Genomic DNA, 13569 nt, shown 5'->3' on the forward strand with positions numbered 1-13569 from the left:
GGCAGGATCCCCCGGAGGTAGCTCGTGACCAGCCCCCAGACCGCAGCCCAGACGACGGCGGACACGCCCGCCACGGACGGCCTCGAGCCGCGCGACGGCGCGTCCGCCCCGTTCGTCGCCCGGCACATCGGCGCCCGTGACGAGGACGCCCGCCACATGCTCGAGACGCTGGGCTACGACTCGCTGGACGCCCTCGTGGACGCCGCCGTGCCCGCCGGCATCCGCCAGCCCAGGCCGCTGGACCTGCCCGCCCCCCTCACCGAGGCGGCGGTGCTGGAGCGCCTGCGCGAGATCGCCGGCCGCAACGTCATGAAGACCCAGATGATCGGCCAGGGCTTCTCGGACACCGTGACCCCGGGCGTGATCCTGCGCAAGGTCCTCGAGAACCCGGCCTGGTACACGGCCTACACGCCGTACCAGCCGGAGATCTCCCAGGGCCGCCTCGAGTCGCTCCTGAACTACCAGACGATGGTGCAGGACCTCACCGCCCTGCCGATCGCCAACGCGTCCCTGCTGGACGAGGCCTCCGCGGCCGCTGAGGCCGTGCTGCTGATGCACCGCGCCAACCGCAAGAAGGGCGACGGCGTCACCCTCCTCGACGCGGACCTCTTCCCGCAGACGCTCTCCGTCGTGCGGATGCGCGCCGAGGCCGTGGGCATCGACGTGCGCGTCGCGGACCTCTCCGCCGGCATCCCCGAGGACGTCCGCGCCGAGGTCGAGGAGAAGGGCCTGTGCGGCGTCGTGCTGCAGCAGCCCGGCGACTCCGGCCGCCTCCACGACCACGCCGCCGTGATCGCGCAGGCCAAGGAGGCCGGCGCCCTCGTCACCGTGGCCGCGGACATCCTCTCCCTCGCCCTCATCACGCCTCCCGGCGAGCAGGGCGCGGACATCGCGGTCGGCTCCACGCAGCGCTTCGGCGTCCCGCTGTTCTTCGGCGGCCCCCACGCCGCCTACATGGCGGTCAAGGACGGCCTGCAGCGCTCCATGCCGGGCCGCCTCGTGGGCGTCTCGCACGACGACGCCGGCAAGCCCGCCTACCGCCTGGCCCTGCAGACCCGCGAGCAGCACATCCGCCGCGAGAAGGCCACCTCCAACATCTGCACCGCGCAGGCGCTGCTGGCCATCGTCGCCTCCATGTACGCCGTCTACCACGGCCCCCAGGGCATCGCCGCGATCGCCCGCCACGCCCACCGCCAGGCCGTGCGCCTCGCGGAGGCGCTGCGCTCCGGCGGCGTCGAGGTCGCCCACGAGGCCTTCTTCGACACCCTCACGGTGCACGTGCCCGGCCGCGCCGAGGAGATCCTGCGCGCCGCCGAGGAGAACGGCGTGAACCTGCGCCTCGTGGACGCGGACACCCTGCGCATCGCCGCGGACGAGACCACCGTGGACGCGGACCTGGCCGCCGTGCTCACCGCCTTCGGCCTCGACGCGGGGACGCTGCCCGCCGGCGCGCACGACGGCGCCGTGGCCACCCCGGCCATCCCGCGGGAGCTGCGCCGCACCTCCGCGTTCCTGACGCACCCGGTGTTCAACAGCCACCACTCCGAGACGCAGATGCTGCGCTACCTGCGCCGCCTCTCCGGCTACGACCTGGCGCTGGACCGCACCATGATCCCGCTGGGCTCGTGCACGATGAAGCTCAACGCCACCGCGGAGATGGAGGCCATCTCCTGGCCCGAGTTCTGCTCGATCCACCCGTACGCCCCGGACCACCAGACCGAGGGCTGGCGCTTCCTCATCGAGGACCTCGAGGACAAGCTCGCCGAGATCACCGGCTACGCGGGCGTCTCGGTGTCGCCGAACGCCGGCTCGCAGGGCGAGTTCGCGGGCCTGTGGGCCATCCGCCAGTTCCACCTGGCCAACGGCGAGGGCGAGCGCGACGTCTGCCTCATCCCCGCCTCGGCGCACGGCACCAACGCGGCCTCCGCGGTGCTCGCCGGACTGAAGGTGGTCGTGGTGGCCACCGCGCAGGACGGCACGATCGACGCCGCCGACCTCGACGCCAAGATCGCGGCGAACGAGGGCCGGATCGCCGCCATCATGATCACCTACCCCTCCACGCACGGCGTGTACGACGCGGACGTGAAGGACGTGTGCGCGACGGTGCACGCGGCCGGCGGCCAGGTGTACATCGACGGCGCCAACCTCAACGCGCTCGTGGGCCTCGCCCAGCCGGGCGAGTTCGGCGGCGACGTCTCCCACCTGAACCTGCACAAGACCTTCTGCATCCCGCACGGCGGCGGCGGCCCCGGCGTCGGGCCCGTGGCGGTGGGCGAGCACCTCAAGCCCTACCTCCCGAGCCGCGACGTGCTGATGACGGCGGCGCCGCACGGCTCCGCCGGCGTGCTTCCCATCTCCTGGGCGTACATCCACCTCATGGGGGCCGAGGGGCTGAAGGACGCCACCGAGCATGCGCTGCTGGGGGCGAACTACATCTCGCGCCGCCTGGCGGACCTCTACCCCACGCTGTACACGGGCAACGACGGGCTCGTGGCGCACGAGTGCATCCTCGACCTGCGCGAGCTCACGGCCAAGACCGGCGTGACCGCGGAGGACGTGTGCAAGCGCCTCATCGACTACGGCTTCCACGCGCCGACCCTCGCCTTCCCGGTGGCCGGCACCCTGATGGTGGAGCCCACGGAGTCGGAGGACCTCGGCGAGATCGAGCGCTTCATCGAGGCCATGACGGCCATCCACGCCGAGATGCTCGAGACCACGCCGGAGACGGTCGAGGACTCGGTGCTGCGCCGTGCCCCGCACACGGCCACCACGCTCATCACCTCGTCGTGGGACCGCGCCTACTCCCCGGAGAAGGCCGCGTTCCCCGTGCCGAGCCTGCGCATGGACAAGTACTTCCCGCCGGTGGGCCGCATCGACGGCGCGTACGGCGACCGCAACCTGATCTGCTCGTGCCCGCCGCCGGAGGCCTTCGAGGAGGCCGCCGCCGACTCGGCCGCCGCGACCGGCACCCCGGACGCCCCCGTCTCCACCGCCACCGCGTCCCTGGGCCACTGAGAGAGGAACCTGACATGACCGACTCCCTGCGCAACTCCCCGCTCCATCCGGTCCACGAGGCCGCCGGGGCCTCCTTCACCGACTTCGGCGGCTGGAACATGCCCCTGAAGTACGGGTCCGAGCTGGCCGAGCACAAGGCCGTCCGCGGCTCGGCGGGCCTGTTCGACCTCTCCCACATGGGCGAGGTCCGCGTGAGCGGCCGCGAGGCCGGCGCCATGCTGGACCACGCCCTCTCCAGCACGCTCTCCGTGCTGAAGCCGGGCCGCGCCAAGTACGCGCTCTGCCTCACGGACGCCGGCACGATCCTGGACGACCTGATCGTCTACCGCAGGGACGACGGCGCCGAGGGCTCCGAGCCCGACTTCCTCGTGGTCCCCAACGCCGGCAACATCGCCGCGGTGCACACGGCCCTGAACCAGCGCGCCTCCGGGTGGGACGCGACGGTCGAGGACGAGTCCGCCTCCACGGCCCTCGTGGCGGTGCAGGGCCCGCGCGCCGAGGCGATCCTGGCCCACGCCATGCCCGCGCAGGCCGAGCAGCTGGCGGGCCTGAAGTACTACGGCCACCTCACGCTGAGCCTCCCCACCGACGCCGGCGAGGTCACCGTGCTCGTGGCCCGCACGGGGTACACGGGCGAGGACGGCTTCGAGCTGTTCGTGCCCGCGGACTCCCGCCAGGAGGCGGGCGACCGCGGCTCCGCCGTGTGGAACGCGATGCTGCAGGCGGCCGAGGCCGCCGACGTCGAGCTCACCCCGTGCGGCCTCGCCTCCCGCGACTCGTTGCGCCTCGAAGCCGGCATGCCGCTGTACGGCAACGAGCTGGACACCGCGCACCAGCCCCACGCCTCCGGTGTGAGCTTCGCGGTGCCGGCGGCCAAGGAGGCGGACTTCGTGGGCAAGGCCGCCCTCGTGGGCGCCGACGACGTCCAGGAGGTCCTCGTGGGCCTGCGCGGCGAGGGCCGCCGGGCCGCCCGCCACGGCTATCCCGTCCTCGACGCCGAGGGCAACCGGGTCGGCGAGGTCACCTCGGGCGCCCCGAGCCCCACGCTCGGCTTCCCGATCGCGATGGCCCGCGTGGCCCGCGAGCACGCCGCCGAGGGCACCTCCCTCCAGGTGGACCTGCGCGGCAAGGGCGAGCCCTTCACCGTGGTGCCGCTGCCGTTCTACCGACGCGAGCGCTGACCGCGGGGCGCCCTCGCGCGCACCCGGCGCCGCAGCGCCCCGGACCCGCCGCACGGCAGGTCCGGGGCGCTTCGCTAGACTCGGCCTCCGGGCCCGACGGCCCCGCCCGCGGGGCGGTCGTCGTCCCCCACCCTCCATCGCCCACCTGCAGGAAGTCCGCATGACTCACGTCGCCGCTCAAGCCCGGGTGCCCAAGAAGGGCTTGCTCATCTTCCTCGGGGTGGCGGGCCTGCTCCTGCTCCTCGGGGTGCTCTCCGTGCTCAAGGGCATCGTGGACGAGCGCTCCCGCGTGGACATCGTCTCCGTGGTGGACGGCAACACCGTGGTGGTGAACGCGGGCGGGGAGCAGAAGACCCTGGTCATGGCCGGTGTGACCGCGGCCCCGCGCAATCCGGACGGCCTGCGCGTCGGCACCGAGTTCTGCCTGGGCGAGGAGTCGTACGCGTGGCTGCGCGACCGCCTGCCGCAGGGCGCCGTGGCCACCGTCAAGACGAGCCGTCACGGGGCGCCCGAGGGCACCGAGTCGGCGGTGTTCACGCTCGCCGGCTCCACCGTGAACGTGGACATGGCGGAGGCGGGCATGGCGGCCCCCACCGGCGAGGGCGTGGGCCGTGGTCTCCGGGAGGAGATCGCCCAGGCCAACGAGACGGCGCGGAAGAGCGCGAACGGCCGGGGGTCGGGGCTCTACGACGTCGAGGAGAACTGCACGCTCAACCACGAGCTCTACGAGTCCTCCTACGCCCTCGAGCACGCGCCGACGAGCGCCGAGGCCACCGTGGACGCGATCGACCAGCGCTCCGTGGAGTACGCCGACACGCTGGACGAGGTGCGGCTCGTGCGCCAGGACATCGCCGAGCTCGACGCTTCGCGTGGCACCTTCACGGACCTCGCGTGGGCCCCGGCCAAGGAGGACCTCCAGAAGAAGGCGGACGCCGTCGTCTCCGAGGGCCTGCAGGTGCTGCGGGACCTCAACGCGAAGCGCAACGAGCTCGTCGCGCAGGGCTGATCACGCCGCGGCGGGATCCTCGGCGCCCGGCGTCACGACGTCCACGAGCGGCCGGGCGGCCATGCGGCCCAGGCCCATGAGCACGCCGGCCGGGAACCCGATCACCGGGATGAGCATCGGCAGCACGCCCCCGGCGCCCTGCGTGAGCACCACGAGCCCGTAGAGCATGCCCACGAGGGCGTAGGCCAGCACGTGGACCCACTGGTTGGTGACGTGGCGGAAGGCCACGTTGACGAGCAGGCACAGCGGCAGGCCCACCACGAGGCCCGCGATCCCGACCACGCTCAGCAGCGGCGTGAGGCTGCCGAACTCCTGGAGCCCCGGGATGAGGGAGAGCGCCGCCACGATCGCCGCCATCACCAGGTTCGGCGCGAGCCAGGCCACGAGGAACCCGTTGAGGCCCATCCGCAGGCGCGGACGCGGGCCCGCGGCGGCGCGCTGGGCCGCGCGGCGGGCGCGAGCGGTGGACTTGACCGGGGCGGGGGTGGTCATGGGGCACTCCGTGGTTGGACGACGTCGGGCGGCTCCCCACTCTAGTGGGGAGCCGCCCGACGCCGGTCGTCCAGGGTGTCAGCGGCGCTCGCCGTCCACCTCGAAGGACAGCTGGTGCACGCCCGGCCAGGTCTGCACCGTGGGGATCTCGTCCCACACGAGGCGGCCGGACTCCTCATCGGGGGAGACGGTCAGGGCGCCCAGCTCACCGTCGATCACCAGGAGGGTGAGCTCGAACGGCTGGCCCTCATGGGTGAAGTGGCCGCGCACGGGCCAGGTGAAGTCGTGGGGCACGGCGCGCTCCACGTCCTCCTCCGCCTCCACCACGAGGGGGAGCCAGTCGATGCCCTCGGCGTCGCCGTCGGCGGGGATGCGGACAGCGTCGGCGACGGTGCGCATGTGCGGCAGCTGGGCGCGCAGGGCGGCCGCGCCGGGCAGGTCACGGCCCTCGAAGAGCGTGGGGTCCAGCAGCGTCTCCACCAAAACGCGCGCCTCCACCGGCACGGGCGCGGTCTCCACCGCGTCGTCGGCCTCGTCCGTGACGTCCGTGGCGAGGGGCACGTAGGCGTCCTCCACGGCGGTGCGACGGTCCGTCTCCGCGGTGGCCACGAGGGGGGCGTAGGAGTACACGCCCTCGGCCTCGTCCTCACGGCGGCGGGAGCGCGCGGAGCGGGTGAGCCCGACGGCGGCGGCGACCGTGGCCGCGAGGGCCGCGAGGGCGGGGCCGTAGGCCTCGGGTCGCAGGAGGCGCTCCATGGGGGTGGGCTCCGGGGTGCGGGCGTGACGCATGGCCGCGGTGACCGCCGTGGCGAGGGCGCCGGTGGCGATGGCGCCGCCGCCGAGCAGCCAGGGGAGGCGAGAGGACTCCGAGGACTCTTCCACGCGGCGGGTCGGGGCGTCGGTGCCGGTCACCACGGTGCGCACGACCGGGGGCTCGGGCGTGGTGGTGCGCACGTCCACGGTGCGCTCGACGCGTTCCTGGGCGGGGACGCGGGTCTCCACCACGACCGGCGGGGCCGGGGTGGTGCGGGTGGCCATGACGTCGGCAGGGGCGGTCAGGCCGAGGTCGTCGGCCGGGGGGACGGGGGCGCCGGACGAGGCGGGGCGATGAGTGTCCATGACCCCAGTCTGTGCCATGACCCCGCGGGGTGTCCCGGGTTGGCGGCTCCGTCGTCGCGCCCGCGGCGGCACCGGTCCCGCCCGCCCGGCTCAGCGGCCGAGCACGTGTAGGATCCCGGCGAGGGCGGCGTGGACGCCCGTGGTCAGGGTCGGCTCCAGCACGGGGGCGAACTGCGGGGTGTGGTTGGCGGGGTTGTCCTCGAGCTCGTCGCCCTCGAATCCGCCCAGGAACCAGTAGACCAGCGGGACGCCGAGCGCGTCGGCGAGGGCCCCGACGTCCTCCGAGCCCATCAGCGGCGGCATCTCGGTGACGGCCTCGGCCCCCAGCTCCGCGCGCAGCGCGTCCATCACGGACGGGGTGAGCTCGACGTCGTTGTGGGTGCGGGGGAACGAGTTGTACCGGACGATCTCGGGTTCGGGGGCGCCGGAGGCCAGCGCCTCGGCCGTGAGGATCCGGTGGATCGCCGCGGAGACCTTCGCGCGGACCTCGGGCGTGGGCGTGCGCACGTTCAGCGCGATCTCCGCGGTGTCCGGGATGACGTTCTCCTTGAGCCCGGCGTGGAAGGTCCCCACCGTGACGACCGCGCGATCGGACGGGGCCACCTCGCGGGAGACGACCCCCTGCAGCCGCGTCACCGCGTGGGCGGCCAGGAGGATGGGGCCGATCGAGCGCTCCGGCATGGACCCGTGCGCCCCCCGGCGGCGGAAGGTCACGCGGAAGGAGTCGGCGAGGGACATCGCGTCGCCGGTGACGTAGCGGACGGTGCCCGCCCGCGCCGGCATGACGTGCTGGCCCAGCACGGCGGCGGGGCGGGGCACCCGGTCCCACAGTCCGTCCTCGAGCAGCGCGCCGGCGTCCCGGCCACCTGCACCGTTCCGGACTCCAGCAGCGCCGCCCCGTGGCGGGCCACCGTGCGCTCCGGGGCGCCGAGCACCGTGGCGATCCGTCGCCAGCTGGCGCGGGGGTCCACCTGCAGGGCCGTCGCGACCGCCAGGTCCAGACCTGCGAGCGGGGTGGGGGATGCGCCCACGCTCACGCGTGCGACCGCCCGCTCACGCGCGCCCGCCGCCCGGTGCCACAGTCGGGCGCACGGGGTCGTGCGCCCTCCGCAGGCCGCCCTGCCACAGCGCGGCGAACGGGGTGGCCCCCTCCACGGCCTGGGCGATGCCCGCGGCCACGAACTCCTTCGCGCGACGGGCGGCCTCGAGGGGGGTGGCGCCCTTGGCGAGCTCGGCGGTGACGGCGGCGGCCAGCGAGCAGCCGGCGCCGGAGACGCCGGCCTCCCCGATCTTCGGGTGGACGAGCACCTCCACGGTGTCCCCGTCCACGAACACGTCCACGGCGTCCGGGCCCGCGATGTGCATGCCGCCCTTGGCGAGCACGGCCGCGCCGGAGATCTCGTGGATTCGCTCGGCGGCGGCGGTCAGGTCCTCCACGGTGCGCACGGTCATGCCGGAGAGCTGCTCGGTCTCGAAGTGGTTCGGGGTGGTGAAGGTGGCCAGCGGGAGCAGCTCGTCCCTCAGGGCCCGGTCCGTGTCTAGCGCGTGGCCCGGCTCCTGGCCCTTGCAGATCAGCACCGGGTCCAGCAGGACGTGGTCCCACTCCTGGCGCTTCAGCGCCTCGGCGGTGGTGCGGACGGTCTCCGGGGAGCCCATCATGCCGAGCTTCACGGTGCGCAGACGGCCGGCGTAGTCCGCCTGCACCGCCTCCAGCTGATCCGCGAGCACCGCGGTGGGCACGGGGAAGAAGCGGTGGCTCCACTCGTCCTGCGGGTCGAAGGAGACGATGCACGTCAGGCTGACGACGCCGAAGACTCCGAGCTCCTGGAACGTCTTCAGGTCGGCCTGCGCACCGGCGCCGCCGGTGGCCTCCGATCCGGCGATGGCCAGGGCGAGGGCGGGGGCGGACGCGGAGTGCTGGGGGGAGTGCGCGGTCTGGGGCATGCGCCCATGGTAGGACCGACCCCGGACGGGAAGCGCCCGACGGCCGGCGGTGTTCACGGGGGAGCGAGGGTCCTCGGACCCGGAGCGTCCGCCCGGGCGCCCCGAGCGACCCGCGAAGGAAGGGGACGGACGTGCTCGAGTTCCTCACCGGCACGGGCCTGGCCACCTCGGCCGGGCTCAACGCCTACATCCCCCTGTTCGCCCTGGGTCTGCTGGACCGGTTCACGGGGCTCGTCGACCTGCCCGCGGGCTGGACGTGGCTGTCCGCCGACGCCTCCCTCTGGATCCTCGGCGTCCTGCTCGCGCTCGAGCTCGTCGCGGACAAGATCCCCGGGGTGGACGCGGTCAACGACGTCGTCCAGACGGTCGTGCGTCCCGCGGCCGGCGGCATCGTGTTCGCCTCCGGCGTCGGCGCCGAGACGACGGCGGTCCACGACCCCGGCACCCTCTTCGCCGGGTCCGGCTGGGTGCCGGTGATCATCGGCGCGGGCATCGCGCTCGCGGTGCACCTGGCCAAGGCCGGCACGCGCGTGGGCGCCAACACGGTCACCGTGGGCACGGCGGCCCCCGTCCTCTCGACGGCGGAGGACGTCTCCGCGGCGGCCCTCACCCTCACGGCCCTGTTCCTGCCGGTGCTGGTCGCCGTGCTGGTGGTCGCCGTCGTCGTGGGCCTGTGGCTGCTGGCCCGGCGGTTCCGCGCTCGGCGGACGCGAGGCCGTGCCGCTGCCGCCCCGGGCGGGTCAGAATGGACCGCATGATCCTCATCAACCTGAAGTTCACCGTCCAGCCCGAGCGTGCCGACGAGTGGATGGACGCCGTCGCGAAGTACACCGCGGACGTGCGTTCCGAGCCCGGCAACCTGTTCTTCGAGTGGTACCGCCCGGTGGAGGGCGGCCCCAACGAGTACTTCCTGCTCGAGGGGTTCACGGACGAGGGTGCGCAGGCCCACGTCGCGTCCCCGCACTTCCAGGAGGGCCTGGACGCGATGCGTCCGCTGCTGGCGAGCACGCCCCAGATCATCTCCGAGCAGGTCGGTGCGGAGGGCTTCGGCCCGATGGGCGAGCTGCAGATCGACTGAGCCCGCCCCGGCCGGAGGAGGCGATGGCGCCCGCGTCACGAGCGTGACGCAGGGCGCCGTCTCTGTATCCGGGGTCACACCCTGGCTACGGTGAGCGCATGAGCGCCGAGCAGAACAGCACCCAGACCCCCGGCCACCGCGCCGCCCACGTCCCTGCCGGCCAGGATCTCGGCCACCGCTGGTCCACCCGTGAGGCCGATCACGACGATCCGGCGGACCGCCGCGCCGTCCGCCAGATCGCCGAGCTCGCCTTCGCGTCCACGGCCGAGGCCGACCTCGTCGAGGAGCTCGCCGGCGGCGCGGAGGGCTGGCTGCCCCAGTACTCCCTCGTGGCCATGACCGCCGCGATCCCCGGCACGGACCTGCAGTCGGACCCGATGGGCTACGGCACCCTGGTCCGGGCCCACATCGACGACGCCGAGGTGCTCGCCCTCGCCCCGCACGGCATCCTGCCCGAGCATCAGGGCGAGGGCGCCGGCACCGCGCTCGTCAACGCCCTGCTGCAGAAGGCGCAGGCCGACGGCGAGGAGGTCGTGGTGGTCTACGGCTGGCCCGAGTACTACGCGAAGTTCGGCTTCCACCGGGCCTCCGAGCACGGCGTGCGCGCGGCCTTCGCCCGGCAGCCCGAGGCGCTGCAGGTCCTCACGCTCCAGGACGGGGCCGAGGTGCCGGCCGGCGAGTTCCGCTACCCGCCCGCGTTCGGGGCGGAGAACGCGCAGGTCGCCGGCCGCTGAGAGCCCGGTCTCAGCCCAGGAGCCGGCGCACGGCGGCGAGCGTCCGTTCGGCCTCGGCCGGCTCGGCCGTGAGCCGCGCGATGACCTCCGCGAGGTCCGTGCGCAGGCCGGCCTCGGCGTCGTCGGCCGGGGCGTGGAGCCACGCCCGCAGGGCGCGGTTGTGGACGGCCACCACGGCCGCCGCCAGCCCGACGGCGACCCCGCCGCGCGCGTGCGTGTCCGGCAGGGCCGAGGCGAGCCAGCCGGAGAACAGCTCCGTGTAGCGGTGCGAGGTGAGCAGCTCGCGCGTGCGCAGCGCCTGGGAGCCGCGGAGCAGGCGAGAGCGCGCCCGGGCGCGGTCCGGATCGTCGGTGTGGTGCCGGAAGACCTGGAGGACCGCCTCCTCGAGGGCCTCCCGCACGCCGAGGGAGGTGCCGCGCAGGAAGTCGTCCAGGCGGGCGAGCAGCGCCGCGTGGTCGGCGAAGACCACCTCCTCCTTCCCGCCGAGGTGGCGGAAGAAGCTGGCCCGGCTCATGCCGGCCTGGCGGGCGAGCTGGTCGGCCGTGACGGCGTCGTAGCCCTCGCGGTCCAGCAGGTGGATCAGGGCGGTGAGGGTGTCCTCGGCGGGCGTCGTCATGCGGGCCATGGTGCCACGGACGAGGAGACGGGGTGAGACTGCGTCTGATTCTGTGAGATGGCGTGTCAGTCGGTGTAGGGTGATGACAGACACACCCATCTCTCCGACCCCGCCCGGGAGGCCACCATGACCGAGACCCTGCCCACCGTCGAGCCCGAGTACGACGTCGCCACGCCGCTGGACACCGACTTCTACCTGGCGCTCGCGGACGTCTCCGACGCCGAGAAGGACGTGTGGCGTCGGGCCCGCGCCTTCGCGCTCGAGCCGGACGTGCTGCCCCGGATCCGGGATGCATGGGACCGCCACGAGTACCCGCTGGACCTCGTGGCCCGCCTGGGGCAGGCCGACCTGCTGCGCGACGGCGTGCCCGTCGCCGGGCTGCCCGACGTGTCCCGCGTGGCCGCGGGCCTGGCCATGATGGAGCTCTCGCGGCTGGACGGCTCGATCGCCACGATGACGGGCGTGCAGGGCGGTCTGGCCATGCGCTCGATCCAGCTGTGCGGCAGCGAGGAGCAGCGTGCCGAGCACCTGCCGGCCATGGCGCGCGGCGAGCTCTACGGCGCCTTCGCGCTCACGGAGCCGACCCACGGCTCCGACTCCGTCTCGCTGGAGACCCGCGCCGAGCGCGTCGACGGCGGCTGGCGGCTGCACGGGCACAAGAAGTGGATCGGCAACGGGGCCGCCGGCGGCGTGACCGTCGTGTGGGCGCGCAGCGCCGAGGACGAGAAGGTCCGCGGGTTCATCGTGCGCCAGGAGTCCGAGGGCTACACGGCCGAGGTCATCAAGGGCAAGGTCGCGCTGCGGGCCATCGACCAGGCCCACATCACCCTCGACGGCGTGTTCGTGCCCGACGCCGACGTCCTGCCCGAGGCCCGCTCCTTCAAGGACACCTCCCGCGTCCTCTTCGCCACGCGCGTGGGCGTCGCGTGGTCCGCCCTCGGGAAGGCCGTGGGCTGCTACGAGGCGGCGGTGCACTACGCGGGGCAGCGCGTCCAGTTCGGCCGGCCGCTGGCGGCCGCCCAGAGCGTGCAGACCCGCCTGGCCGAGATGCTCTCCCAGCTCACCCAGGTGCAGCTGCTCGTGCTGCGCGCGACCCGGCTCGAAGATGAGGGCCGGCTCACCGGGCCGATGGCGTCCCTGGCCAAGTACTCGGCGACGCGCGCCGCGCGGTCCATCGCCGCGAACGCGCGCGACCTGCTCGGTGGCAACGGCATCCTCATCCAGAACGAGGTGGCCCGCCACTTCGCGGACATCGAGGCGATCCACACCTACGAGGGCACCGAGACCGTGCAGGGGCTGATCATCGGCCGCGAGATCACGGGGGTCGGCGCGTTCGTGTGAGATGAAGCGAGCGGGGGGCGGCGTGAGCCAGAGATTCCTGCTGGTACGCACGTCCCCCTGCCGCTGATTCGTCTGGCTCGGCGGCCGATTCGTCTGGCTCACGCAGGCAGAGGGAGCCGCAGGTGGGCGGCGAGGTCTCGCAGCAGGGCGTCGAGGCCGCGCCGAGTGAAGACGCTGGCGGCCACGCGCAGCACGATCCACCCCTCGGCCTGCATCCGGCGGTCGCGCTCGATGTCACGGCGCCACTGCTGCGGGTCCGTCCGGTGATGATCGCCCTCGTACTGCACGCAGACGCGAGCCTCCCGCCACACCAGGTCCGGCCGGACGGTGGACCCGTCGCTCAGCATCAGCAGCGGATTCACCTCCGGCTCCGGCACACCCGCGTCGGTCAGCGCCAGTCGCAGGAGCGTCTCGGCCCTCGAATCCGCGCCGTCCCTGAGCAGCGGCAGGGCCGCTCGCAGGGTCCGCGTCCCTCGCCTGCCGCGCACCCGCAGCACCTCCGCCTCCAGATCACGCACGGTGCACCGTGGATGCTCGCCGGGACGACGCCGGCCCGCCGGGCCGTCGGCCCGTTGCAGCAGGCTGTCCCCGGCGGCGACGACGTCGTCCAACGGCAGGCCCAGCTGCGCCAGCGCCGCCCAGGTGGCGGCCGGCGTCGTGATCCACACCCCCGAGCGCACCAGCACGGGGTCCTGCGGGTGCAGCTCATGCCCGACGACGCCGCTGCGGCGCGGCGCCCCGCCCTCGGCCCGCGTGCGCGCCAGATGGATGGGGCCGCGCTCCCACTGCCGCGGCAGCCACATCCCCCAGAGGCGAGCGGCGGTGGCGTGGGTGGCCGCGGTGCCGGGGTTCGTCCGCTGGAGGGCGCGGACGACGTCGGCCAGTGAGGGCTGACCCGCGGCGGTGTGCCGCAGCCCGTGGTGCGGGGCGTCGAACCGGGGGCCGCGCAGGTGCGAGGCCGTCAGACCGGCCTGCAGCCCCGCGGCGACCGGGAAGACGGGGCTGAGGGTGGCGTCGTCGTGTGGAGGAGGGGCGACCATGCC

The 13569-nt window shown here is 74.1% G+C and carries 13 protein-coding genes; 7 read left to right on the plus strand and 6 right to left on the minus strand.

The features are described from left to right. The first annotated feature begins 24 nt into the window (after positions 1 to 24). The 3 genes from gcvP (at position 25) to AAG742_RS01570 (ending at position 5202) form a co-directional block, all read left to right on the plus strand. A complete protein-coding gene (gene gcvP / locus AAG742_RS01560; protein WP_343282211.1) occupies positions 25 to 3015 on the plus strand; it encodes an aminomethyl-transferring glycine dehydrogenase in 2991 nt (996 codons plus the stop codon). Between the two features lie 14 nt (positions 3016 to 3029). Continuing rightward, positions 3030 to 4196: a glycine cleavage system aminomethyltransferase GcvT gene (gene gcvT / locus AAG742_RS01565; protein ID WP_298713637.1), complete on the plus strand. Its 1167-nt coding sequence runs from the start codon at positions 3030 to 3032 to the stop codon at positions 4194 to 4196. A 160-nt stretch (positions 4197 to 4356) separates the two neighbouring features. Then, positions 4357 to 5202, plus strand: coding sequence for a nuclease (locus AAG742_RS01570; protein WP_248116596.1), 846 nt, complete (start codon positions 4357 to 4359; stop codon positions 5200 to 5202). Here the strand turns inward: AAG742_RS01570 and AAG742_RS01575 are convergent, their stop codons facing one another. The 4 genes from AAG742_RS01575 to AAG742_RS01590 form a co-directional block, all read right to left on the minus strand. Next, positions 5203 to 5694, minus strand: coding sequence for a hypothetical protein (locus AAG742_RS01575; RefSeq protein WP_248116598.1), 492 nt, complete (start codon positions 5692 to 5694; stop codon positions 5203 to 5205). Between the two features lie 78 nt (positions 5695 to 5772). Then, positions 5773 to 6813, minus strand: a complete 1041-nt coding sequence (locus AAG742_RS01580) for a hypothetical protein (RefSeq protein WP_343282212.1) — start codon at positions 6811 to 6813, stop codon at positions 5773 to 5775. Between the two features lie 90 nt (positions 6814 to 6903). After that, entirely contained in the window at positions 6904 to 7632 is a 729-nt protein-coding gene (locus tag AAG742_RS01585; protein WP_343282213.1) for a peptidase dimerization domain-containing protein, read from the minus strand. Between the two features lie 234 nt (positions 7633 to 7866). After that, complete coding sequence (locus tag AAG742_RS01590; RefSeq protein WP_248116604.1) at positions 7867 to 8757, minus strand: hydroxymethylpyrimidine/phosphomethylpyrimidine kinase; 891 nt, start codon at positions 8755 to 8757, stop codon at positions 7867 to 7869. A gap of 131 nt (positions 8758 to 8888) precedes the next feature. Here AAG742_RS01590 and AAG742_RS01595 point away from each other — a divergent pair, with 131 nt between their 5' ends. From AAG742_RS01595 to AAG742_RS01605, 3 genes are all read left to right on the plus strand, one after another. Next, positions 8889 to 9515, plus strand: coding sequence for a DUF4126 domain-containing protein (locus AAG742_RS01595; RefSeq protein WP_298713629.1), 627 nt, complete (start codon positions 8889 to 8891; stop codon positions 9513 to 9515). Further along, positions 9512 to 9835 carry a putative quinol monooxygenase gene (locus tag AAG742_RS01600; RefSeq protein ID WP_010079505.1) on the plus strand — a complete coding sequence of 108 codons (324 nt, stop codon included), beginning with the start codon at positions 9512 to 9514 and terminating at the stop codon, positions 9833 to 9835. The genes AAG742_RS01595 and AAG742_RS01600 overlap by 4 nt, the downstream gene beginning before the upstream one ends. 98 nt (positions 9836 to 9933) lie before the next feature. After that, positions 9934 to 10569 (plus strand): N-acetyltransferase, encoded by a 636-nt coding sequence (locus AAG742_RS01605; RefSeq protein ID WP_343282214.1) that lies wholly within the window; start codon positions 9934 to 9936, stop codon positions 10567 to 10569. Between the two features lie 10 nt (positions 10570 to 10579). On the opposite strand, the gene AAG742_RS01610 is transcribed toward AAG742_RS01605, so the two are convergent. Continuing rightward, positions 10580 to 11185 carry a helix-turn-helix domain-containing protein gene (locus AAG742_RS01610; RefSeq protein WP_343282215.1) on the minus strand — a complete coding sequence of 202 codons (606 nt, stop codon included), beginning with the start codon at positions 11183 to 11185 and terminating at the stop codon, positions 10580 to 10582. Between the two features lie 126 nt (positions 11186 to 11311). Between AAG742_RS01610 and AAG742_RS01615 the strand changes: the two genes are divergently transcribed. Further along, positions 11312 to 12526 (plus strand): acyl-CoA dehydrogenase family protein, encoded by a 1215-nt coding sequence (locus AAG742_RS01615; protein ID WP_298713620.1) that lies wholly within the window; start codon positions 11312 to 11314, stop codon positions 12524 to 12526. A gap of 98 nt (positions 12527 to 12624) precedes the next feature. On the opposite strand, the gene AAG742_RS01620 is transcribed toward AAG742_RS01615, so the two are convergent. Further along, the gene (locus tag AAG742_RS01620) at positions 12625 to 13566 is read right to left on the minus strand and encodes a hypothetical protein (RefSeq protein ID WP_343282216.1); all 942 of its coding nucleotides are present in this window, start codon (positions 13564 to 13566) and stop codon (positions 12625 to 12627) included. Between the last annotated feature and the right edge of the window lie 3 nt (positions 13567 to 13569).

Origin of the sequence: Micrococcus sp. 2A, assembly GCF_039519235.1 — a bacterium.
In the GTDB taxonomy this organism is placed as follows: domain Bacteria; phylum Actinomycetota; class Actinomycetes; order Actinomycetales; family Micrococcaceae; genus Micrococcus.

Excerpts from the sequence above, each read along its gene's own strand:
- gcvT (WP_298713637.1), top strand. The coding sequence starts at position 3,030 with ATGACCGACTCCCTGCGCAACTCCCCGCTCCATCCGGTCCACGAGGCC.
- AAG742_RS01570 (WP_248116596.1), top strand. The coding sequence starts at position 4,357 with ATGACTCACGTCGCCGCTCAAGCCCGGGTGCCCAAGAAGGGCTTGCTC.
- AAG742_RS01575 (WP_248116598.1), bottom strand. The coding sequence starts at position 5,694 with ATGACCACCCCCGCCCCGGTCAAGTCCACCGCTCGCGCCCGCCGCGCG.
- AAG742_RS01580 (WP_343282212.1), bottom strand. The coding sequence starts at position 6,813 with ATGGACACTCATCGCCCCGCCTCGTCCGGCGCCCCCGTCCCCCCGGCC.
- AAG742_RS01590 (WP_248116604.1), bottom strand. The coding sequence starts at position 8,757 with ATGCCCCAGACCGCGCACTCCCCCCAGCACTCCGCGTCCGCCCCCGCC.
- AAG742_RS01600 (WP_010079505.1), top strand. The coding sequence starts at position 9,512 with ATGATCCTCATCAACCTGAAGTTCACCGTCCAGCCCGAGCGTGCCGAC.
- AAG742_RS01605 (WP_343282214.1), top strand. The coding sequence starts at position 9,934 with ATGAGCGCCGAGCAGAACAGCACCCAGACCCCCGGCCACCGCGCCGCC.
- AAG742_RS01610 (WP_343282215.1), bottom strand. The coding sequence starts at position 11,185 with ATGACGACGCCCGCCGAGGACACCCTCACCGCCCTGATCCACCTGCTG.
- AAG742_RS01615 (WP_298713620.1), top strand. The coding sequence starts at position 11,312 with ATGACCGAGACCCTGCCCACCGTCGAGCCCGAGTACGACGTCGCCACG.
- AAG742_RS01620 (WP_343282216.1), bottom strand. The coding sequence starts at position 13,566 with ATGGTCGCCCCTCCTCCACACGACGACGCCACCCTCAGCCCCGTCTTC.